This is a genomic window from Sphingobium sp. Ant17 (assembly GCF_000588875.1).
Taxonomy (GTDB): Bacteria; Pseudomonadota; Alphaproteobacteria; order Sphingomonadales; family Sphingomonadaceae; genus Sphingobium.
Genome location: NZ_JEMV01000050.1, coordinates 13,167 through 33,392, shown reverse-complemented (window position 1 = coordinate 33,392; position 20,226 = coordinate 13,167). Strand labels below are relative to the sequence as shown.

Below are 20,226 nucleotides of genomic sequence, written 5' to 3'. Positions count from 1 at the left end.
GCTTTGCGGCGATATAGTTGATCGCACCGCCTGTGGAATTCTGCCCGAAAAGCGTACCTTGCGGCCCTTTCAGCACCTCGATGCGTTCAAGATCATAGGCCGAATGACTGGCCAATACCGGGAAAGGCAAGGGTGCCTGATCGATATAGACACTGACCGCAGGATAAACGCCCAGCGAGCTTTCGTTAAAGCCCACGCCGCGCAACGTATAAATGGGCGTATTGGTCGTGCTGGCCGAGTAGGACAGGCCGGGTATGATAGACGCAATATCTTCAAGCGATGAAACCTTGCGCTGTGCAAGCGCGTCGCCCGATATCGCCGTTATTGACAGCCCGACATCATTGAGATTTTGCTCACGCTTGTTCGCGGTCACCACAATATCGGCTGTCTGGGCCGCAGATCCCGTTGTTGACGGCGATTGTTGCGCGCTTGCAGGTAGCGCTATGGCGAGACAGCCAATGCTTGTAGAACACAAAAAAAATCCGATACTGTTCTTCATAACATCCCCTATTTGTTTGATTTAATTATTATTTGCTTTTCTTCGTTCACGGGTGTGCGGCGCTCACTCCTCCAGCAGCGCGGTAACCGTCTTGGTTTCCGTGTAATGCAGGACGCCTTCTTCACCGACTTCGCGACCCCAGCCCGATTCCTTGACTCCGCCAAAGGGTGCCGAGGGATCGTTCATGCCGTGAGTGTTGATCCACACCGTTCCGGCCTGCAATTTGCGCGCGGTCAGATGCGCGCGCGACAGGTCGCGGGTCCAGATGTTGGCGGCCAGGCCATAGCGGGTGTCGTTGGCTTGCCGGACCACATCATTCACATCGTCGAACGGCGTCGCGACCAGCACCGGGCCGAAAATCTCCTCCCGCACGATGCTGGCATCCGCATCGGGATTGGCAAAGATGGTCGGCTCGACGAAATAACCTTCCCGATCGCCCGTGCCGCCACCTGTCACCAGTTCCGCGCCGCTCGCGCGGCCCTGTGCGATATAGTCGAGCACCCGGCCCTGCTGCACCTTCGACACCAGCGGCCCCAGCATCGTGTCGGGATCACGCCCATGGCCCAGCTTGAACGTCTTGGCGACTTGCGCCACGCCATCGACCACCTTGTCGAACACCGACCGTTCGACATAGAGGCGCGAGGCCGCGAGGCAGACCTGCCCGCTGTTGAAGAAGATGGCGAGCGCCGCGCCTATCGCCGCCTTGTCGATGTCCGCATCGGCAAAGATCAGCGAGGGCGATTTGCCGCCCAGTTCCAGCGTAACCCGCTTGAGATCCTTCGCGCAGGTCTGGACGATCTGCTTGCCCACGCGGGTCGACCCGGTGAAGGCGATCTTGTCGATGCCGGCATGTTCGACCAGCGCCTGCCCGGCTTCATGACCATAGCCAGTGACGATGTTCAGCACGCCTTCGGGCAACCCCGCCTCCAGCGCCAGTTCAGCGAGGCGCAGAGCGGTCAGCGGCGTGACTTCGGACGGCTTGAGGACGATGGCGCAACCCGCCGCCAGCGCCGACGCGATCTTCCACGCGGCCATGGCCAGCGGATAATTCCACGGCACGATCTGCCCCACCACGCCGATCGGTTCGCGCACCGAATAGCTGTGATATTGGCGGCCATCGCCCGAAATCGGGTTCACCTGACCATAGATTTTCGAAGCCCAGCCTGCCATGTAGCGGAAGATATCGACGGCCGCAGGCACATCCACCGCCAGGGCATGGTGCACCGCCTTGCCATTGTCATAGCTTTCGAGCAGCGCCAGTTCCTGGGCATTATCCTCGATCTTGCGGGCGATCGCTTCAATAATCTTGCCGCGATCGAGCGGGCGCATCCGGCTCCAAGCCGCAGATTCGAACGCAGCGCGCGCGCTGGTCACCGCCCGGTCCACATCGGCCGCCGTTCCCGCCGGAACGCTCGCAAATATCTGGCCCGTCGCGGGATCCTCCACCGCGATGGTGCGACCGTCTCCGGCATCCTCCCACGCCCCGCCGATCAACATCTTTTGCGCGGGCAGGCGAACTTCGAATCCCGTTTCGCCATGCAGTCCGGCGGCAATGGTAGTCGGTGCGTTCATGGAAAGAATCTCCGGGCGTGAAAAGAAAGAGCCGCGCCCGCCTTTTAAGGCGCGGCCCAGGGGGAGAAGGTTCAGTTTTTGGTGAAGCGGATCGGCAAAGCCTTGTAACCGCCCACGAAATTGGTTTCGACCATGCGCGGTTCGCCCGCCATCTCCACCGATTTGAGATGCGGCAGCAATTCCTCGAACAGGATCCGCATCTCCAGCTTGGCCAGATGCTGGCCCAGGCACATATGCGGGCCAAAACCAAAGGCGATATGCGGGTTGGGCGATCGGGTGATGTCGAACTTGTCCGCGTCGGCGAACACCGCCTCGTCGCGATTGCCGGACGGGTAGCAGATCATCAACCGCTCCATCGCCCGTATGTCCATGCCGCGCACCACCGTATCGGCCGTCGCGTTGCGCATGAAATGCTTGACCGGGCTGGTCCAACGGATCGCTTCATCCACCAGGCCGGCGACGAGCGAAGGGTCAGCCTTAACCTTCGCCCAGTTGTCGGGATAAAGCATCATGCCATGCAGGCCGCCTGCCGTGGACGATGACGTGGTGTCATGCCCGGCTGTGGCAATGGCGACATAATAGCCGTTTGCTTCGTCGCGCGGGATCGGCGCGCCATTGATGCGCGAATTGGCGATCAGCGAGAGAAGATCGTCGGTCGGCCGTTCACGACGATCGGCGCTCAGCTTGTCGAAATAGGTATAGAAATCCTCGATCGAAGCAGCCCATTGCTTGGCCGCCACCACCGGGTCGGTCGCCATTTCCGGCCGCTGCTCTTCGGGATCATGGACGCCGAAAAACTCCTGCGTCAGCTTGAGCATACGCGGTTCGTCTTCAGGCGGCACGCCGAACAGGGTCATGATGACGCGCAGCGGATAGTGGAGGGCGAAGTCGCGGACGAAATCGCATTCCCCGTCGAAACTCAGCATATTGTCGACCGACTGGCGTGCCAGAACGCGGATCTGTTCCTCCAGCTTGCTGATCTTGCCGGGCAGGAACCAGTTGGACGTCAGCGTGCGGTAGGACGCATGTTCGGGCGGGTCCATATAGGTCAGCGACGACAAGATGCGGATCGAGCCGCCATTTATGTCACGCGTGAAAGCGTCCGATGCCTGATCGACCAATATGGGATTATGATCGGCATTGTGGAACAGCTTGCCGTTGCGCTCCACTTCCTTGATGTCGGCATGTTTGGTGACGACCCAGATCGGATCGTAGCCCGGCACCTGCGCGATCCCCAGCGGCATATTGTCGCGCAGCCATTTGAACGCGCCATAAATGGTCGCGTCATCGGTATAGCTTTTGGGCGCTATGACGATCCGGGCTATGTCGTCGGGGATGATGGGACGCACGTCGGCATCCAGCGAAGTCGCCATGAAACTACCCTCTCCTGATACGCTGCCTGGTGGCGATTTGATTGTTGCGTACAATCACTACGTAACTTCAGAAGGAGAGATTCGTCAATCGCTAATATCGGTCCGACCATTCATGCTCTTTATGGCTGAAAATGCTGGCTTTCCGCGTAATTCCAGCGTTAATCGAGCATCTGCCGTCCTCGAAAATGAATGGCGGCTCAAAGATTGAATAGGGTCAGCAACACGGACCGAAGGGATGGTTTCGCAAAAATGGCGGACCGCGATCAACTGCCATGCCGGTCCGCTCTGCGCATGCGGATCAGCCTTAGGGGCGCGTCGTCGGCGGCATGATCATATCATTGGGGATATCCGCTTCCGCCCCCGCGCGAATCGCATCGACATGGTGAAAAAAGGCGCGCTGGCGCAACAGGCCGAAAAAATCGAGCATCAGCGGCAACGCATGTTCCACCATGGTCGCGGCCTCATCGACGTCGATATGCCCTTCGACACGCTCCATAAAGGTCGACGCTTCCCAACGCCCGACGAAATCCGCCGCCTTGGTGTAAAATCCCAATATTTCGGGCGTATAATCCAGCCGCTGGTCGAACCCCGCTTTGCGCATGTCGCCCCAAATGCGTATTAATTGGGCGCAGGTGATGCTCAGTGCGTCGCCCTGCTCCGTCTTGATGATGTCGAGGATGCCAATCCGTGCCAGCGTGCGCGCATCCTCCGCAGCGTGCGGATAACGGTCCAGCAGCGACGCGATCATCACCGGCGGACCATCCACTCCCACACGATGCGCAACAAGTTGCTCCAGCTGGTCGAAGGCGCTCGCTTCGACCCGCCCGTCGGTCCCTTCCCCGCTGATGAGCGCCTTGATCTGCGCCAGCGTCAGCCTGTTTTCGCGCTGAAGCCGCCGTACCGCCAGAATAGCCTGTACATGCTCCTCGCCATAATCGGCGACGGTCTTGCGCGGGCGCGCAGGTTCAGGGATCAAGCCTTCGCGCAGAAGGACACGGATCGTTTCCCGATGGACTCCGGTCCGATCCTCCAGTTCGCGCATTTTCATGGGCCTGATACAGCATGACGCACCGGGCCCCGCAAGCCAGTATGTTTCGCTATACGCAACTGGACTTGTAACGGATTTGCGCCGGTCACCTGAGCGATTAGAGCTCGCAACAGGAGACCGACGAGATGATCAAGCACACAGAAGAGTTCAAGCAGGAGGCGGTGCGGATTGCACTGACCAGCGGGTTACCCCGCGACAGGGTTGCATCGGATTTGGGGATAGGGAAGTCGACGCTGGGCAAATGGGTGTCACAGTATCGGCCATCTGACCTGGTGGCAGCGCCGCAGGCAGATCTGGCGCGTGAGAATGAACGCCTTCGTCTTGAGAACCGTGTGCTGCGGGAGGAGAGGGAAGTGCTAAAAAACCGTCGCCGGCTGGGCCCGCCTGTGCGCGGTAGAAACGGGTCGTGCTATGGTGCGGTCGGGAGGGTCGCGGCCGATGGCTTATTGGAGGCATGATACCCCGTTAAAAAACGTGGCCCGTGGGTGTTTGCGTACTTGAGAGTGGTGACGCCGTTTTGCGGCGATCCCGGTTAGGAAGATGACGTTTAGCATCGCCCATACCCTCCTGCTTTAAAGGAGGACTTGGAATGGAACGATCAAAATCCGGCGCGTTGTCGATGGTCAATCCACGCGCCGCTGCCATCGACATCGGGTCGACCATGCATATGGCGGCCATAAATCCGAACGCCGATGATAATCCGGTACGAGCGTTTGGTACATTCACCGGCGATCTCCATGATATGGCCTGCTGGTTCAAAACATATGGCGTCACCACTATCGCGATGGAATCGACCGGTGTTTACTGGATCCCAGCCTATGAAGTACTCGAAGCACATGGCTTTGAGGTGATCCTGGTCAATGCGCGATATGCCAAGAATGTACCGGGGCGCAAAACCGACGTCAGCGATGCTGCCTGGTTGCAACGCCTTCATAGCTACGGGCTGCTGCGGGGGAGTTTCCGTCCCGAGGCGGGCGTGGCGACCATGCGTGCCTATCTGCGGCAGCGCGAGCGGCTGATCGAATATGCCGCCTCGCATATTCAGCACATGCAGAAGGCGCTGATGGAAATGAATGTGCAACTCCATCACGTCGTCTCCGACATCACCGGCGTGACGGGTATGCGGATCATCAGGGCCATTGTGAGCGGGGAACGTACACCCAACACGCTGGCGCAAATGCGCGACGTCCGCTGTCATGCGACTATTGAGACCATTTGTGCGGCATTATCGGGGAACTGGCGGGACGAGCATATCTTCGCGCTCGGCCAGTCCCTGGCCCTGTTCGACTTCTACCAAACCAAAGTTCTCGAATGTGATCGAAAGCTTGAGGCCGCACTCAAGGCGCTCGAAATCCACGAGGGATATGATGTTCGCCATCTCCCAAAAGTCCGAACCAAAAGGCGACAGGTGAACACGCCTGACTTCGAGGTCCGGTCATCGCTCTATCGCGTGCTGGGCGTGGACCTGACGCAGATCCACGGAATCGGCCCCTCGCTCGCGCTCAAGCTCGTCGGCGAGTGCGGCACCGATCTTGCCGCATGGCCCAGTTCAAAGCATTTTACGGCCTGGCTGTGCCTGGCACCGGGCAACAAGATATCGGGCGGCAAGCTGCTGTCGTCGAAAACTCGACGATCTTCGAGCCGGGCTGCAGCACTCCTGCGCCTGGCCGCAACTACCATTGGTCGCAGCGACACCGCATTGGGCGCCTTTTACCGGAGGCTGTCGGCGCGCGCTGGAAAAGCAAAAGCGGTCACCGCAACCGCACGCAAAATCGCCGTCCTGTTCTACAATAGCTTGCGCCACGGCATGGCATATCATGATCTCGGCGCGACCCAATATGAGGAGCGCTATCGTAGCCGCGTCATCGGAAATCTCAGGCGTCGTGCCAAGGCATTCGGCTTCTCCCTTCAGGAGGTGCCGACCGAACCTGAGATGAGTGTTTCTTAGGAAGGCCACGCAGTTCTTCGCGAGCCAAAGGCCGTGAAGTTCGCATTTGTGCATAGCTGGCGACACCGGTGGCCCGTTGAACTGCTCTGCCGTGTCATGGATGTCAGTGAACGCGGCTATCGTTCCTGGCGCTCGCGCCCGATCAATCGGCGGGAGCGGACGGATATGAAAGTGCTGGCCCATATCAGGGAACAGTACAGCCTCAGCCTCGGTAGCTATGGTCGTCCGAGGATGACCATGGAACTCAAAGAGGTTGGGCTCGACGTTGGCGAGCGCCGGGTCGGGCGGCTGATGAAGATTAACGGGATCAAGCCAGCCCGCACGCGCAAGCACAAGGTCACGACCGATAGCCACCATCGCCTGGGGGTCGCAGCGAACTGGCTGGACGGCGACTTCGCCGCAGATGCGCCCAACCGTAAATGGGCCGGCGACATCACCTATATCTGGACATCCGAGGGCTGGCTCTACCTCGCCGTTATACTGGACCTGCATAGCCGTCGCGTCGTAGGCTGGGCAGTCAGCGACAGGATGAAGAAAGACTTGGCGATCAGGGCGCTGGATATGGCGGTGCGCCTGCGCCAGCCTCCCAAGGGCTGCCTTTTCCATTCGGATCGCGGCAGCCAATATTGCTCTTACGACTATCAGAAAAAGCTGCAGGCCTATGGCCTGCGTCCATCGATGAGCGGCAAGGGAAATTGCTACGACTGTGATTATGTTGCTGCGGCTTGATGATCTGACCCATGCTACGATTGATCCCGTGTCATTGCGTTGACGTGTCGGCCATCAAGTCGCCCTGGCAACGGGCGAGATGTGACTTGATAGGAGCCTGACGGGTTCGCCCCTTCACAGTCCTGTCCTTCTCTGAACGGTGTCCGGGCACCGTTCAGAGAAGGACAGGACATGACCAATACTAACATCAGCGGTGTCATCATCGGTGTCGATACCCATAAATCTATCCATGTTGCCGTGGCAATCGATAACAATGGCAGCCGATTGACGGCATTTTCGGCTCCAGCGACAACCAAGGGCTATAAAACGCTCGAAGACTGGGCATGTGCCTTGGGCACCATCACAGCCTTTGGCATCGAGGGGACTGGATCATACGGAGCCGGGCTGTCTCGCCATCTTCTGGCCCAGGGCCATAAAGTCATCGAGGTCACCAGACCTAATCGACAGTTGCGCTATCAGCATGGCAAAAGCGATAGCCTCGACGCTGAAGGCGCCGCACGCTCGGTGCTGGGCGGACAGGCGATCGCCCAACCCAAAACGCAAACGGGATCCGTCGAGATGATCCGGCATCTCAAAATCGCACGCGACACAGCAGTCAAATGCCGGTCGCAGGCCATGGTGACCCTGAAAACCCTGATCATCAACGCACCTGCGGCGCTGCGCGACACGCTCGATCAGATAAGCGGAAAAATCGCACTGATCCGATATATTGCTGCACTCAGGCCCGGCGCAATGACCTCGACGATCGCATCGGCCAAAACCGCCTTGCGGGCCTTGGCGCAACGCTGGCTGGCTCTACACGAAGAAATTCAGTCGCACGACAAGGCGCTCGAACAACTGGTAGCGGCCCGCGCGCCGACATTGCTGGCATCCCACGGGATCGCGACGATGACGGCTGCAGAAATGCTAATACTGCTCGGCGACGATCCCACCAGGATCCGCTCCGAAGCGGCACTCGCAAAACTCTGCGGCGTGTGTCCCATCCCCGCATCAAGTGGCAAAACCAACCGCTTCCGACTCAACCGTGGCGGAAACCGGCAAGCCAATGCCGCGCTATATCGGGTCGCAATCGTTCGGATGCGCAACCATCCGCCGACACTTGCCTATGTCAGCAAACGGAAAATGGAGGGAAAGAGCAACCGGGAGATTATACGCTGCCTCAAGCGATACATCGTCCGCGAAATCTTTACCCACCTATGTCGGCCAAAAGCACCTCCGACCAGCGCTTGACAAATATAGGAGCCTCAATGCGTCCGTCGAGACCTTCTTCAAATCCCTGAAGGCCGAACTCATCTGGCGGCAGAGCTGGCCAACGCGGCGTCAGGCAGAAGCCGCCATTTTTCAGTACATCAACGGGTTCTACAACACCCGTCGTCGCCATTCATATCTGGGCGGCATCAGCCCGCTCGCGTTCGAAGCCAAGGTGGCATAATGAGATAGGTGACCGGCACAAAACCGTTACAAGTCCAATCGTCAGCTTCACCTGCCTCAAGGCCTTCGCCTTCGATCACCGCAACGCGCGGAAAGACGCCCACGATCTCGTCTATTGCCTTGAGCATCATCCGGGCGGGCTCGATGCGGCGATCGGCGCTTTCAAGGACGCCTTAGCGGGGCCGCATGCCGATGCGGTGCAGGAGGCGCTCGCGAAGCTGAAGACGCGCTTCGTTCACGACGATCCCGACCAATCATATCGTCGGGATGGGCCGGTCGCTGTCGCGCGCTTTGAGGATAACGACGCTGATGCCGGCAACAACGAGGAGGTGCGGGATCTGCGGATACTGCGCCAACGGCGGGTCGCGGATTTGATGGGCAAGTTTCTCGGCGCACTGGCGTCAGGCGGGTGAGACGAGTCAGCCCTTGCACATGGTCACGGCTGGTCTGATCTGATGGGATCCGCGACCAAGGCACGATCGCGTGCTGTTCCCTCTGTCGAACCAGTACTCGGTTGGACCTATCTGTGACGGCCTGCAATGATGATCGGCTCGGCGCGAGATTATAGGCTCGTTCTGACGCACGCTCCGTGAAATTGTAGGTCGGTCTGAAGCCACGCTGTTTGAGAACGAGCGCGCTCTGTGTGAGACGGACGCGAGAAGGCGATCGACCGGCGCGCATTAAGTGAGACGTTCAGATCGGCAATCCGGCGACGCGCATCTCGTCGGTGAGCTCGGTCGCGCGAGCACCTTCCAGCTCGCCCCGCATGAGCTTGCGGATCTCGGCGGGCTTGGCGTCGAACTGGTCGCACAGCGCCTTCACGTCGTAGCCGTGCCGGTTCAGCTCGGGCTCGATGTCGTCGAGGCGGCGCGACAGCACGCCATCGACGATGGTCCCGTCGATCGGCTTGGCACCGATTCCGAACCCGGCCTCGAACGCGCGGACGAGGTAGCGGCTGAGCTGGAGCGGCGTTTTCAGCCGCGCGGCGAGCAGGGTCGCCGCTTCGTCGGTGATCACCTCCTCGGGCTCGACGCCCTCCTCGAGCGAGGCGCGAAGTACCCAGTCGATGAAGTCGCGCTGACGGTCGCGCAGCCCTCCGAATTCGAACAGCGTCGTGCGATCACCTACCTCCTCCATGGTGGGGCGACGTAGGTCGTTCTTGAGCCGCGGGTAGCCCAGCATGACGACGGAGAGCTGCCCGCCAGCTTCCTGGACGAGCTCGACCAGGCGCTTGAGCGCCTTCAGCGTATTAGCGTGGAGGTCGTGCGCGTCATCGACGAATAGCGCGACCGGCTTCTTGGCCTTGCGAAACAGCTCCTGGAGGTCGCGCTCGCGGCGCTCAGCCTGGCGCGAGATGGTGGGGAGCTTGTCCGGGCTGAGATCGTAGAACAGCGCCGATACGAGCAGCGGCACCGTGATCTTAGCCTTCTCCAGGCTGAGCGCGCGAGACACGATGACGCGGTTCTCGCGCTCGAGCGCCTCGCGCAGACGGCGCACCAGGAGCGACTTGCCCGAGCCGATCACCGCGGTGAGCGCGATCAGTCGGCCGGCCATGATGGTCGCGCGCAGGTCGTGAACGATCTGCTTGTGATGCTCGGTCTCGTAGAAGCCGGCATCGACGGGCGGACGGGCGAGCCGGTAGTGGCGCATGACTTCGGTCAGCATGGATAAAGCTCCTCAACCCGCATGGGCGCGACCCGGCGGGAACCGTTCTCGTATGGCCGTCATCACCTCGGCGCGGATCAGCGTTCGGCCGAGGAGGTCGGCGATGAAGTCGAGGTCGTCCGCAGCGAGCTTGCCGAGCGGCACCCGCAGCTCGTCCGCGATCGACGCGCGCGCCTTCAACGGCGTCGCGAACGCCAGCTCCTCGAACCGGTCGGGACCGGCGAACGGCCGCGTGATGACCGCGGCGCGCTGCGGCTCGCGCGCGACCAGGTCGAGTTCGCCGGACAGGGCGGAACGCGGGATGGTGATGCGGGCCGCAAGCTCGGTGACGCGATCCTGGCGCACGTCGCGGCGGGTCTTCCGGTGCTTGCGGTAGCGGTGGATCGGCACTGGTCCACCAACCGGATCGAAGGGGCCGTAACGCTCGTCGCCGAGTTCGGCGAACAGCTCAGCGTCGAAAAGCCCCCACCACAGCACGACCGTCTCGCCGGCGAGCTCGGGATCGAGTTCGTAGGTGACGCCCGCGACAGATACGCGCGCGTCCAGCCCGACCGTGCGCCGCTCGGGCTCGCGCGCGAAGGAGCAGAACCGTTCCCACTCGCACATCGCGCGCACCCCGCCCTCGGGCTGGTTCTCCAGCCAGTCATTGATGCGCGCGTGCGGTTCGGTCCGATGATCGCGGGCATTCTCGCGGTCGACGAAGCGGACGAGCCACGCGTTCGCCTCCGCTTCGGTGTCGGGCTGGTGATGGTGGTAGAGCGTCTCGTGCGCCTCCTTCACGGTCCGGAACGGGCGCTCGACCTTGCCCTTGGCGCGCGCGGTCGTGCGCGCGCCGTCCGAGCCTGCCGGCATATACCGCGGCCGAACTTGCGGCGATGCCGATCGCTGCCTGGTTCGCGGTCACCCTCTCGTTCCGCCGCTTCCACCTCGGCTTGGTAGCTGGATTCCTGGCCCTTGGCATGCTGCTCCCGCTCGCGCCGGATTACGGCTCGCTGCTGACGCTCCGCGCGCTGCAAGGCCTGCTGGGCGGAGCAATGACCCCGCTGCTGATGACCGCAGCGCTGCGCTTCCTGCCCCCTTCCATCAAGCTGCACGGGCTCGGCCTGTACTCGCTGACGGCAACCTTCGCGCCCAACCTCGCCACCTGGCTTGCGTCCGCCTGGGTGGATGATCTCGGCGACTGGCGTCTGGTCTATTGGCAGATCATCCCGGCCGGCCTGCTCGCTCTCTGGGCGGTTTGGTGGGGCCTGCCGCAGGACCCGGTGCGCACCGAGCGCTTTCGTGAGATCGATTGGCTCGGGTTCGCGACCGGGCCGCTGGGACTGGCGCTGTTGGCCATCGGCTTGCTGGAAGGCGAGCGCCTGGACTGGCTTCACTCGCCCGCCATCGCCGCCGCCCTCATCAGCGGTGCCGCTCTGTTCGCGACTTTCCTGATCAGCGAGTGGTTCCACCACCTTCCATTCATCAAACTCCAGTTGCTGGAGAGGCGCAATTTCTGGCTCGCCTTCATCGTGTTCATGAGCATTCTCATCGTGCTGCTGGCAGCCGTACCAACAATCACCACCAACTAAGGACAGAGGCACGGCCATGATATGGGATGCTAGCGGTTCGTCACGAACTGAGCGTCAAGACCCGGCGGTTTCGCCATTGCGCACCGGTGGCTATCGATCATTCTGACCCTGAAAGCTGTCCGGCAGGCAGGTCCCCGGATTCGGCCATTCCTCCGGCCTGACCAATGGCGCGCGAGTTGCGCGACCTGCGGGGTCTGACCTGTCGGAAAACACATGTTTTCGGACACCCTTGGGTGATCCCTCGGCTTTGGTCGGCAATCCTGCGCCTGAATAGTCGACAAACCCTGTCGCTTTGATGTAGTGTACGACAAAGTGGTTTTGAGGGTTTGTCGTACATGCTGGTCGGATATATGCGGGTGTCATCGGCCGATGATCGCCAAACTGTCGATCTTCAGCGCGACGCTCTGGTCGCGGCGGGTGTCGATCCGCGTAATTTGCATACTGATAAGGCATCGGGAGCACGCGACGATCGACCGGGCCTGAAGGACTGCCTCGATTATCTGAGTGCGGGCGATACGCTGATCGTGTGGAAACTCGATCGGCTTGGGCGATCGTTGCCGCATTTGCTGGCGATCGTCACTGACCTGAAGGCGCGTGGCATCGCGTTCCGTTCGCTGACTGAGCAGATGGATACGAACACGCCGCACAGCGAACTGCTATTTTCGCTGTTCGGCGCGCTGGCGCAATATGAGCGCGCGCTGACGCGCGAGCGGGTGATGGCGGGACTGGCGGCTGCAAAGCGTCGAGGGCGCCAGGGTGGACGGCCTCCCATGATCGACACTGAGACCCTTGAACGGATTACTGCCGCGCTTGATGGCGGAGCAAGCAAGGCATCCGTCTGTCGCACCTTCAAGGTGCCGCGTTCGACCTTGATTGGCACTCTTGCCCGGATCGGTTGGGCGCCGCCCGCCAAAGCCTAACCCAATGCCTCGTCGCGCCGTGCTGTCGGACGAGCAACGCATGGCGTTGCTCGCACTTCCCGATGATGAAACCACGCTCGTTCAGCACTGGACGTTGAGTGAGGATGACCTGGCTATCATCGTGCGCCGCAGGCGACCGCATAATCGTCTGGGTTTCGCGATCCAGCTATGCGCGCTGCGCTATCCCGGCCGTTTGCTGCGCCCGGGCGAATTGATCCCCGATACGCGCTCGCGTTCGTCGCCGAGCAATTGCAGATCGCGCCCGAGGTGCTGGCCGATTATGCGACGCGCGGCCCGACCCGGTACGAACAGCTCGATGCGCTGCGCGAGGGCTTTGGGTTCACACAGTTCAGCCGGCCATTGCGAGCGGCGTTGCAGGAATGGCTGCTGCCGATTGCGCTGACGACGACCAGCGGGGCTGGGCTGGCACGGTCGCTACTAGGCGAGCGCCGACGACGGCGCATCATCGTACCTGGCATCAGTTCGGTCGAACGGATGGTTGCGCAGGCGCTGCTCGACGCCGAGCGCCATGTCGCCGAGCATCTGACCCGAGGGCTGGAGACTGGGCAACGCCGTCTGCTTGATGCCCTTCTTCTGCCTCACGCCGGCACGAACCTCAGCGGCCTCGGATGGGTGCGGCAGCCGCCCGGCAAGCCCGGTCGCAAGACGTTCGCCGTCATCATCCGGCGGCTAGCTCTGCTGCGCGATATTGGGATCGATCCCGATATCGCGGCAGGCATACATCCTGAACGCCTGCGACGCCTCTGTCAGGAAGGGGCTCGGCTGACGGCGCAACATGTCCGAACGCTGCAAGCATCGCGGCGCCGTGCGACGCTGGCGGCAACCGTACTCGAAACCATCGTCACGCTCACCGACGATGCGGTGCTGATGTTCGACCGCCTGCTGGGTCAGATGTTTCGGCGCGAGCAGAACAGCGCAGACACAGCGCTCAAGCGCGACCGGCGCAACATCAACGGTAAGATCCGGCTACTTGCCCGGCTCGGCGATGCCCTGCTCGCTGCCAAGGTGTCGGGCGGCGACATCGGCGCCGCGGTCGAGGCCGTAGTTGGATGGGATGATCTTGGCCGTGAAGTCGATGAAGCCCGCAAGCTGATCCGCCCCGATGCCGTCGATCCCGTTACCGTCGCCGCAACCAACTACCCCGTTCTCCGACAGGTCGGTCCCTTGTTCATCGCCTCGTTCACGTTCGGAGCGGTCCCGGCCTGCCATACGCTCGCGCGAGCAGTCGCTATCATGCGCGACCTTCATCTAGGTCGCCTGAAAAAACTGCCGCCGGATACACCAGTTGCCTTCATTCGGCAGGCCTGGCGTCGCGCGATCGGCCCCGGCATTCCCGATCGCAGAGTTTATGAATTTTGCGTCCTGGTCGAGCTTCGTGACAGGCTTCGTGCCGGCGACATGTGGGTCGAGGGAAGCAGACGCTATCGTGCCGTCGAGCAACAGCTTATTCCAAGTCCGGTATTTGCCACCATGCGCGCAGCCGGCCCTTTGCCGATCCCGGCACCCGATACGGCCAGTGCCTGGCTGGACGAACGGCGTACCCGTCTCGCCCGGAGATTGGCAGAGGTCGAGCGGAAGGCGGAGACGGACGCGCTGGAAGACGTACAACTCAGCCTTGGCAAGCTGCGGATTTCGCCGTTGAAGGCGGTCACGCCGGATGAAGCGGATAGCGCCCTTGCGCCGCTCTACGCCCATCTGCCCGCGATCCGCATCACCGATCTCCTTGCTGAAGTCGATCGATGGACCGGTTTCAGCCAGTGCTTCACGCATCTGCAAAGCGGTCGGGTTGCCGATGAACCCCGCGCTATCCTGACGGCGGTGCTCGCCGATGCGACCAATCTTGGCCATAAGCGCATGGCAGAAGCCTGCGATCTCGTGACCCAACGCCAACTCAGTTGGCTCGCCTCATGGCATTTACGCGAGGAAACCTACGGTAGGGCTCTCGCCCGGTTGGTCAATGCCCAGCACACCGCGCCGCTCGCCGCCCTGTTTGGGTCCGGGACCTCGTCCAGTTCGGACGGTCAGAACTTCCTGCTTGATCGCCGTGCTCAGGCGACCGGCGCAGTCAATCCGCACAAGGGGGCGGAGCCTGCTGTCTCCTTCTACAGCCATGTCTCGGATCGCTACGCGCCGTTTCATTCCACCGTCATCTCCGCATCCGCAAGCGAGGCGGCGCAGGTGCTGGACGGGCTGCTCCATCATGGTGCCGATCTGCACATTGAGGAGCATCACGTCGATGGTGGGCGCGTTTCCGACCATGTGTTTGCGCTATGCCATCTACTTGGATTCCGGTTCGCGCCGCGCATCCCTAACATCGCCGCGCGCCGGCTTCACCTGTTCAACGGAATCGAACCTGGCCCAGATATCGCGCCGCTGGTCGCGGGCAGGATCGACGAGGCCCTGATCGCCGCACACTGGGACGACGTGCTGCGCTTGGGCACCTCGATCCGCACCGGCGTCGTGAGTGCATCGATCATGCTGGAACGGCTCGGCTCCTATCCACGGGCCAATGGCCTGGCCTTGGCACTGCGCGAGATCGGCCGCGTCGAGCGCACCCTGTTTACACTCGACTGGATCGAGCAGCCCGAACAGCGGCGCCGCGCAACCCGCGAACTCAACAAGGGTGAGGCCGAAAATGCTCTGAAACGCGCCATCTTCTTCCACCGGATCGGCCGCATCCGTGATCACGCCCTGCAAGCCCAGACCCATCGGGCGAGCGCGCTCAACCTCGTCGCCGGTGCTATCGTCCTGTGGAACACGACCTACCTGCAAGCCGCCCGCATGCATCTTGCCAGTCTCGGCCGGTCGGTCCCGCCGGACCTGTTGCAACACCTTTCGCCGCTCGGATGGCAGCACATCAACCTCACCGGCGATTATCTTTGGACCGACCCCGATGCGCCATCGTCCGCCCTCAGGCCGCTTCGCCAGATGCACGCCGTCGAAGGTCCGGCGAAACCTTAGCGTATATCTGGGTCCGTTCTATGTACCGACCCCTATACGCCATCACTGGCACTTTGTGCTGGGCGAGCCACGGCAACAGGTCCAACTCAGGGCCTCGACGGACGAGATTGTAGAGGATCTGATCGGTCACGCAGCCATCCCCGCCGGCAGCGACAAGCTCGTCCATATCGTCGGTATCGAGGTTGCTGACACCCCAATGCCTAATTTTCCCCGCTGATTTTAGCGACTCCATTGCCTCTATCGTCTCAGCGAGCGGCACTGATCCCCGCCAGTGGAGCAGGTAGAGGTCGAGCCGATCGGTGCCGAGCCGCTTCAGGCTCGCCTCGCACGCACTGGCAAGGCGGGAGCGCGATGCGTTCTGTGGATACGCCTTGCTGACGAGGAATAACTGGTCGCGACGGTCGCCAAGCGCTTCGCAGATCAGCGTTTCCGCCGCACCATCGCCGTACATTTCAGCGGTATCGACGAGCGTCATGCCCAACTCGACACCGGCGCGCAGCGCAGCGATTTCATCGGATCGCCGCTCGGCACGCTCACCCATCTTCCAGGTGCCTTGACCCATTGAAGGAACCACTTCCCCGCCGGGCAATGTCACGTGTTTCATGTGCTTTCGTCCTATGAGATGAGTTCGACTGTTCGGTCGCGGGAGGCGGATTGGCAGATGACGACCATGTAACGATCATATTGCGGCCGGCCATCTATCGAGTGCCATTTTGGCGATGGAGAGCAGTTCGTTAATCGTAGCGCCGTCGCGCGCTTGAACGGACATGCCTTCCATGACCGTATTGATGAATTTGCCTAGGACGGCCGGATCGGCATCGGCCGCAAGCTCGCCCTGCGCGGCGCCGCGATGCAGACGCTCGATCAGGAGGGCCTCCGCCGCGATACGCTTGTCGCGCAGCAGGCATTCGATGGCGGCGGACGCCGGCGACACGGCTGCCGCTGCCGAATACATGAAGCAGCCAGCCGGCGTTCCAGGCTCCGAGAACGATGACGCCGCTCGCTCTAGCAGGCCTTTGACGGCCTCGAAGGTGGACAACGCCGGGTCGTTGATGGGGGCATAGAGGTGGACGCTGAACGTGGCGGCATAGCGCTCGATCACCGCCGCGAACAGCCCCGCCTTGTTGCCAAACGCCGCATAGAGACTGGCGGCGGCGACGCCAGTCTCCGCCACCAGATCGGCCATCGAAGTCGCCTCGTAGCCGCGCTGCCAGAACAGCCGTACCGCCTTGTCGAGCGCTGCGTTAGTGTCGAACGCGCGAGGGCGACCTGCGCCGCGACGTGCTTTCGTCTCTGTCATGTCTGACGCCTGATATGGAATGATCGATAAATAATAGCTTGAACCTCGTCGCTGACCTCGATACAGAACGATCGTTCAATAATCAAGGAATGTCCCATGAGCCGCATCGTTCGAATCCACGAATATGGCGACGCCAGTGTCCTCAAGATTGAAGATTTGGCAGTGCCCGCGCCCGCGGCCGACGAGGTGCAGATCGCGGTCAAGGCGATAGGCATAAACCGTGCCGAGGTGATGTTCCGCAAGCATGCCTACCTTCAGGAAGCGGAGTTCCCGAGCCGCCTCGGCTACGAGCCGCCGGCACCGTCCTTACGGTGGGCGCGGACGTGACCGGGTTTGCGGAAGGCGAAGCGTCAGCGTCATCCCCCCGCTCGATATCGCGCGCTGGGGCACCTATGGCGAGGTCGCCAACGTGCCCGCCCGCCTCGTCGTCAAGCATCCAGCGGCGCTGTCGTTCGAGGAAGCGGCGGCCGTGTGGATGCAGTATGTCACCGCCTGGGGTGCGCTGGTTGAGCAGGCGAAGCTCGGCAAGGGCGATTTCGTCATCGTCACCGCTGCTTCCAGCAGCGTCGGCCTTGCTGCCTTCCAGATTGCGCGGGTGGTCGGCGCGACGGTAATCGCGACGACGCGTACCGGCGCCAAGCGCCAGGCCCTGCTTGATGCCGGTGCACATCATGTCGTGGCGACCGAGCAAGAGGATCTGGTAGCGAGGGTGATGGAGATAACCGATGGTGCAGGTGCGCGCGTGGTGCTCGACCCGGTCGGAGGCCCGTCGTTCGAGCCGTTGACCGCGAGCATGGCACGCGGCGGCATCCTGCTCGAATATGGCGCGCTCAGCGGTGAACCGACGCCGTTCCCTTTGTTCTCCGTTCTGGGCAAGAGCCTAACGCTCAAGGGTTATCTCTACAGCGAGATCGTCTCCGACGATGCCGCCCTCGATCGCGCCAAGGCGTTCATCGTGGCGGGACTGGAATCGGGCGCACTAAAGCCGCAGATCGCGCGCACCTTCCCGCTCGACGCCATCCAAGACGCGCACCGCTTCCTCGAATCAAACGACCAGATCGGCAAGGTCGTCGTTACGGTCTGACCGGCAATTCTGGGGGAGCGAGCGATGGCTCCCCCCCCTTCCCCGACACATGATCGGACCCTCAGCCCATGCCGTGGTTGCTTGCGGCGCAGGCTTGAGAGCATGACCGGAACCTCGCCCGATGAGAGAAACGCCCGTCTCAGTGCAGGATTGAAACTCCCCCCCTGTATGGTATGCTGAAGCGATTTCTCGGGAAAACGCGATGCCACATTCATCAGAGGACAAAAAGCGAGCCATCACACGCTTGCGGCGTATCAAGGGCCAGGCGGACGCTCTGGAACGCGCGATCGAAGCCGGGGCCGATTGCGCTCCCCTGCTGCAGCAAATTGTCGCCATGCGTGGCGCGACAAACGGGCTGATGGCGGAAGTGATGGAGAGTCACCTCAGGGAAACATTCGGTTCCGGCGCAGATCCGGCCCTCAAAAGCGAGGGTGGCGATCACGATGACGGCGTGGAGGGCGTAATGAAGATTCTGCGTACTTATCTTAAATGACGATTTCAGGCTCATTTTCTTGCCCGTGTTCTCTCGCACTTAGAAGCCAGCCCCTGCTGCCTTCTCTGGTTTGAGATCCTCGGTAGGACACCTCTTGTATACTGGCAGGGAGTATGACAAAGATACTCCCTGACAGTATGAGAACGTCGACGAATTTGCGATGGCGCAACGGCCTCGCACCGGCAATCAGTTTCCATCAACGAGGGTATCCCAACATGAAATCTCGCGCCGCTGTAGCCTTCGAGCCGGGCAAGCCACTCGAAATCGTCGAAATCGATGTCGCCCCACCCCGGAAGGGTGAAGTGCTCATCCGGGTGACGCACACCGGTGTGTGCCACACCGATGCGTACACGCTGGCGGGCAGTGATCCGGAGGGCGTTTTCCCGGTGGTTCTAGGCCACGAGGGCGCGGGCATCGTTGTCGAGGTCGGTGAGGGCGTCACCAGCGTCAGGCCGGGCGATCACGTGATTCCGCTCTACACAGCCGAGTGCGGCAAGTGCGATTTCTGCGTGTCGGGCAAGACCAACCTGTGCGTCGCTGTCCGCGAAACGCAGGGCAAGGGTTTGATGCCCGATGGCACCACCCGCTTTTCGTACAATGGCCAGCCCCTTTATCATTACATGGGCTGTTCAACCTTCAGTGAATATACTGTCGTCGCCGAAGTTTCGCTCGCCAAGATCAATCCCGAGGCTAACCCCGAACATGTCTGTCTGCTGGGCTGCGGCGTCACGACCGGCATCGGCGCAGTCCACAATACCGCCAAGGTCCAGCCCGGAGACTCGGTCGCCGTGTTCGGCTTGGGCGGCATCGGCCTCGCGGCGATTCAGGGTGCGCGCCAGGCGAAGGCGGGTCGCATCATCGCCATCGACACCAATCCGTCCAAGTTCGAGCTGGCACGCCAGTTCGGTGCGACCGAGTGTATCAACCCCAAGGACCATGACAAGCCCATCCAGCAAGTGCTGATCGAGATGACGGGATGGGGCATCGATCATACCTTCGAGTGCATCGGCAACGTCAATGTCATGCGCGCCGCTCTTGAATCAGCGCACCGTGGCTGGGGTCAGTCGATCGTGATTGGCGTTGCCGGCGCGGGCGAAGAAATCTCCACCCGTCCATTCCAGCTCGTTACGGGCCGCGTCTGGAAGGGGTCCGCTTTCGGCGGCGTCAAGGGACGGACACAGCTCCCCGGCATGGTCGAGGACGCCATGAGAGGCGATATCGATCTGGCCCCGTTCGTGACCCACACCATGGGTTTGGAGGAGATCAACGAGGCGTTCGAACTTATGCACGAAGCAAGTCGATCCGCACGGTCATTCACTACTGACCCGCCGATCCGAAGCGGCGCCAGGCGCTCGGATCGACAAGCCAGCCTTCATCATGGCCCGACCCCGGCCATGATGAAGGCTCCCTGGCAACTGAGCGATGCGGTACAACCGCCGAAGTGCAGTCGTTACACGCCGATAGCGGCACGGACCACGACCGCCTAACCCGTGCGCTTACCTGCGGGGTGTGTGGCCTCGTCGCGCGACCCGACGGAAAAAGGCTTTGTCGTACCTTAGTTTAGTGCTGGAAAAATATTTCAAAGGTTTCGAAGCTCGGGCCATCGTGGCC

At 61.6% G+C, this 20,226-nt stretch carries 16 protein-coding genes and 6 pseudogenes; 13 read left to right on the top strand and 9 right to left on the bottom strand.

Annotated elements, in window-relative coordinates; genetic code table 11:
* The 4 genes from BF95_RS18470 to BF95_RS18455 all read right to left on the bottom strand — a co-directional run.
* Positions 1–499: TonB-dependent receptor plug domain-containing protein (locus BF95_RS18470; RefSeq protein ID WP_152542809.1), on the bottom strand; the 499-nt coding region annotated here is incomplete at its 3' end.
* A gap of 63 nt (positions 500–562) precedes the next feature.
* A complete protein-coding gene (locus tag BF95_RS18465; protein WP_043153310.1) occupies positions 563–1,996 on the bottom strand; it encodes an aldehyde dehydrogenase family protein in 1,434 nt (477 codons plus the stop codon).
* Positions 1,997–2,142: 146 nt separating this feature from the next.
* The gene (locus BF95_RS18460; protein WP_043153291.1) at positions 2,143–3,444 is read right to left on the bottom strand and encodes a cytochrome P450; all 1,302 of its coding nucleotides are present in this window, start codon (positions 3,442–3,444) and stop codon (positions 2,143–2,145) included.
* Between the two features lie 304 nt (positions 3,445–3,748).
* Entirely contained in the window at positions 3,749–4,492 is a 744-nt protein-coding gene (locus tag BF95_RS18455) for a MerR family transcriptional regulator (protein ID WP_043153289.1), read from the bottom strand.
* Positions 4,493–4,617: 125 nt separating this feature from the next.
* Here BF95_RS18455 and BF95_RS18450 point away from each other — a divergent pair.
* The 5 genes and pseudogenes from BF95_RS18450 to BF95_RS27515 all read left to right on the top strand — a co-directional run.
* Positions 4,618–4,854, top strand: a pseudogene (locus BF95_RS18450) (transposase); the annotation flags it as partial.
* A 227-nt stretch (positions 4,855–5,081) separates the two neighbouring features.
* A complete protein-coding gene (locus BF95_RS18445) occupies positions 5,082–6,440 on the top strand; it encodes an IS110 family transposase (RefSeq protein WP_043153287.1) in 1,359 nt (452 codons plus the stop codon).
* A pseudogene (locus BF95_RS18440) lies at positions 6,441–7,145 on the top strand (IS3 family transposase); the annotation flags it as partial.
* A gap of 195 nt (positions 7,146–7,340) precedes the next feature.
* Positions 7,341–8,399, top strand: a complete 1,059-nt coding sequence (locus BF95_RS18435) for an IS110 family transposase (protein ID WP_043153283.1) — start codon at positions 7,341–7,343, stop codon at positions 8,397–8,399.
* A 16-nt stretch (positions 8,400–8,415) separates the two neighbouring features.
* Positions 8,416–8,601: pseudogene (locus tag BF95_RS27515) on the top strand (IS3 family transposase); the annotation flags it as partial.
* On the opposite strand, the gene BF95_RS28110 reads toward BF95_RS27515, so the two are convergent.
* Positions 8,567–8,731 (bottom strand): hypothetical protein, encoded by a 165-nt coding sequence (locus BF95_RS28110; protein WP_162472460.1) that lies wholly within the window; start codon positions 8,729–8,731, stop codon positions 8,567–8,569. The pseudogene BF95_RS27515 and the gene BF95_RS28110 sit on opposite strands and share 35 nt — an antisense overlap.
* A 66-nt stretch (positions 8,732–8,797) precedes the next feature.
* Between BF95_RS28110 and BF95_RS25715 the strand changes: the two genes are divergently transcribed.
* Positions 8,798–9,013, top strand: a complete 216-nt coding sequence (locus tag BF95_RS25715; protein ID WP_051520106.1) for a hypothetical protein — start codon at positions 8,798–8,800, stop codon at positions 9,011–9,013.
* Between the two features lie 280 nt (positions 9,014–9,293).
* Here BF95_RS25715 and BF95_RS18425 read toward each other — a convergent pair whose 3' ends face one another.
* A complete protein-coding gene (locus tag BF95_RS18425) occupies positions 9,294–10,265 on the bottom strand; it encodes an ExeA family protein (RefSeq protein ID WP_043153280.1) in 972 nt (323 codons plus the stop codon).
* A gap of 12 nt (positions 10,266–10,277) precedes the next feature.
* Positions 10,278–11,117 carry a hypothetical protein gene (locus BF95_RS18420; RefSeq protein WP_051520105.1) on the bottom strand — a complete coding sequence of 280 codons (840 nt, stop codon included), beginning with the start codon at positions 11,115–11,117 and terminating at the stop codon, positions 10,278–10,280.
* 23 nt (positions 11,118–11,140) lie between these two features.
* Between BF95_RS18420 and BF95_RS18415 the strand changes: the two genes are divergently transcribed.
* The 3 genes and pseudogenes from BF95_RS18415 to BF95_RS18405 all read left to right on the top strand — a co-directional run bounded on the left by BF95_RS18415 (position 11,141) and on the right by BF95_RS18405 (position 15,738).
* Positions 11,141–11,836 (top strand): MFS transporter, encoded by a 696-nt coding sequence (locus BF95_RS18415; protein ID WP_051520104.1) that lies wholly within the window; start codon positions 11,141–11,143, stop codon positions 11,834–11,836.
* Between the two features lie 335 nt (positions 11,837–12,171).
* Positions 12,172–12,756, top strand: a complete 585-nt coding sequence (locus BF95_RS18410) for a recombinase family protein (protein WP_043153279.1) — start codon at positions 12,172–12,174, stop codon at positions 12,754–12,756.
* 4 nt (positions 12,757–12,760) lie between these two features.
* Positions 12,761–15,738, top strand: a pseudogene (locus tag BF95_RS18405) (Tn3 family transposase).
* Between the two features lie 34 nt (positions 15,739–15,772).
* Here the strand turns inward: BF95_RS18405 and BF95_RS18400 are convergent.
* A pseudogene (locus tag BF95_RS18400) lies at positions 15,773–16,342 on the bottom strand (aldo/keto reductase); the annotation flags it as partial.
* A gap of 75 nt (positions 16,343–16,417) precedes the next feature.
* Complete coding sequence (locus BF95_RS18395; RefSeq protein ID WP_043153276.1) at positions 16,418–17,038, bottom strand: TetR/AcrR family transcriptional regulator; 621 nt, start codon at positions 17,036–17,038, stop codon at positions 16,418–16,420.
* Positions 17,039–17,134: 96 nt separating this feature from the next.
* On the opposite strand from BF95_RS18395, the gene BF95_RS31180 reads away from it, so the two are divergent.
* The 4 genes and pseudogenes from BF95_RS31180 (at position 17,135) to BF95_RS18380 (ending at position 19,939) form a co-directional block, all read left to right on the top strand.
* Positions 17,135–17,365, top strand: a complete 231-nt coding sequence (locus BF95_RS31180; RefSeq protein ID WP_235209853.1) for a hypothetical protein — start codon at positions 17,135–17,137, stop codon at positions 17,363–17,365.
* Positions 17,366–17,447: 82 nt separating this feature from the next.
* Positions 17,448–18,122 carry a zinc-dependent alcohol dehydrogenase family protein gene (locus BF95_RS18390; protein WP_235209852.1) on the top strand — a complete coding sequence of 225 codons (675 nt, stop codon included), beginning with the start codon at positions 17,448–17,450 and terminating at the stop codon, positions 18,120–18,122.
* Positions 18,123–18,324: 202 nt separating this feature from the next.
* Positions 18,325–18,615 (top strand): metal/formaldehyde-sensitive transcriptional repressor, encoded by a 291-nt coding sequence (locus tag BF95_RS18385; protein WP_043153273.1) that lies wholly within the window; start codon positions 18,325–18,327, stop codon positions 18,613–18,615.
* Positions 18,616–18,830: 215 nt separating this feature from the next.
* A pseudogene (locus BF95_RS18380) lies at positions 18,831–19,939 on the top strand (S-(hydroxymethyl)glutathione dehydrogenase/class III alcohol dehydrogenase).
* The last annotated feature ends 287 nt before the right edge of the window (positions 19,940–20,226 follow it).